We start from the raw sequence: 1742 nt of genomic DNA, 5'->3' as shown, positions 1-1742 counted from the left end.
GAATAACATTGATGTCCTTTGTATCATAAACGACACTTACTGTGTATTAATCGAAGATAAAGTAGGCAGTTTGCAGCACTCCGATCAGTTGGTTCGATACAAGCATTTTATGCTTAATGGACACGCTCAAACCTTTACAGAAGATAAAATTATTCCTATTTATTTACAAACGCATGATCAAAGCAACTACAAAGCTGTGCTAAAGGACGGCTTCTATCCAGTAACTAGACGAGATTTATTAGACCTCTTTAATAGTGAACAAAATGCGGCACTGCAAGAGAGTGATATATATAGCGATTATCATAACCATCTGCAGTCTATTGAAGAAGCGGTGCAAAGCTTTAAGTCAAAACCTGTTAACGAATGGAAAAAACGGGCTTGGATTGGCTTTTTTCAACATTTGCAGTCTTACCTAGGAGAAGGCAATTGGGGTTATGTTGCTAATCCTTCGGGCGGCTTTATGGGCTTTTGGGGTCTGGGTCATAAAGTAGAAAATAATATAGATATTTATTTACAAATCGAGCAAGAGAAAATCTGCTTTAAAGTATCTGTTCCTAATAAAGAAAGTCGTAGCAAGGTGGTTAGGAATGAGCTTTATAAATTGTTTAAGACAGAAGCTGCTGATTTTGATTTAAAAGTGACTAAGCCAAAGCGCTTTGGTTCAGGTAGGCATATGACCTTTGCTGTATTAGACACAGATATATTTGATGGTAAAAGTTCGATAGATCTGCAACAGGTAGATAGGCTAATGAATGAAGTACAAAAATTCATTAACCATACCGTAAATCAGTATAAAAATAAAAACGAGTAATAGTTGTAGTGTCATAATATTTAAAGTAATAAAGGGTCTAATGATGAAATATCAGCTCGACAACTCAAAAATAGATAGTGTTCCGTGTGTCGCCTTATACCGACCAGATAAAGACCATTATTCGCCATCTATTATCGCCTGTTTTATGATCAATGACGGTTGGAATGAGCAGGCACTGCTAGAGCTAAAAGGGAAAGCAGGGGCTGATATTTTAGTAGGCTTACAAACAGATGACCATAAGTATGAACGCTTAGATATTATAGAGGGGATTGTTAGATGTCAGCCTGATGAAGTAAATGATGTCATTGCACTGCTAGATGCAAAGTCTGCAAGTACTATCATCGGTATAGATGTAGCAGACGTTATAAGCTTGTTTGAGTGTGGTTATTCGTTTCAGTTTGTTCAAGCCAGTGCTACAGGTGAGTCTGAATTCCATATGATAAAAACAGCTACATATAAGATGATTGGTCTACTTACTAACGCTCGTAATACTAAAGGGGTACTTATTGGGACGCAGAGCGTGCAAAGTCTGCCACTGGAAGCCTTTGCTTATATATCAGATGCTATTGAGGGGTTGTTGTCTAATGATAATGCATTTACTTATCTCAGCTCAAGTATGACTGATGAGCCTAATTGTTTTCGTTTAAAGGCGGTTTATGCTGAAGAAAAGTAAAGCCACATGTAATAAACATATGGCTTTGGCTGCTACTATCAATTGAAGCTAGTTATATTTGCTAATAGAGTCTCCGCGCCACATAGCATGCTCACATACTGCGCAAAACCAACTCTCTTTTGCCCGCATATAAGCAATATCGGCAGGTACTTCAATAGGACAGGCGTTTCCGCAATATTCGCAGCACACATCATCTAAGCAAGCGTAGCATTGGCTTACGGTTTCAAATAACGTATGGGTACTAATGCTATATTTTTG

At 37.9% G+C, this 1742-nt stretch carries 2 protein-coding genes and 1 pseudogene; 2 read left to right on the top strand and 1 reads right to left on the bottom strand.

What is annotated here, in order from left to right; all coding sequences use genetic code 11:
• Both JMY08_RS13885 and JMY08_RS13880 read left to right on the top strand, forming a co-directional pair.
• Positions 1-811: PD-(D/E)XK nuclease family protein (locus tag JMY08_RS13885; protein ID WP_201593761.1), on the top strand; the 811-nt coding region annotated here is incomplete at its 5' end.
• A gap of 40 nt (positions 812-851) precedes the next feature.
• Positions 852-1484 carry a hypothetical protein gene (locus tag JMY08_RS13880; RefSeq protein ID WP_201593760.1) on the top strand — a complete coding sequence of 211 codons (633 nt, stop codon included), beginning with the start codon at positions 852-854 and terminating at the stop codon, positions 1482-1484.
• 48 nt (positions 1485-1532) lie between these two features.
• Here the strand turns inward: JMY08_RS13880 and JMY08_RS14105 are convergent.
• Positions 1533-1742 (bottom strand): annotated as a pseudogene (locus JMY08_RS14105) (hypothetical protein); the annotation flags it as partial.

The sequence above is a fragment of the Psychrobacter sp. Pi2-51 genome (assembly GCF_904846665.1).
GTDB lineage: Bacteria > Pseudomonadota > Gammaproteobacteria > Pseudomonadales > Moraxellaceae > Psychrobacter > Psychrobacter glaciei.
Note: the sequence above shows the minus strand (reverse complement) of the source record. Positions and strands in the feature narration are given on the sequence as shown.

Bases quoted from the DNA above. Each gene is read 5' to 3' on its own strand.
- JMY08_RS13880 (WP_201593760.1), top strand. From the start codon at position 852: ATGATGAAATATCAGCTCGACAACTCAAAAATAGATAGTGTTCCGTGT.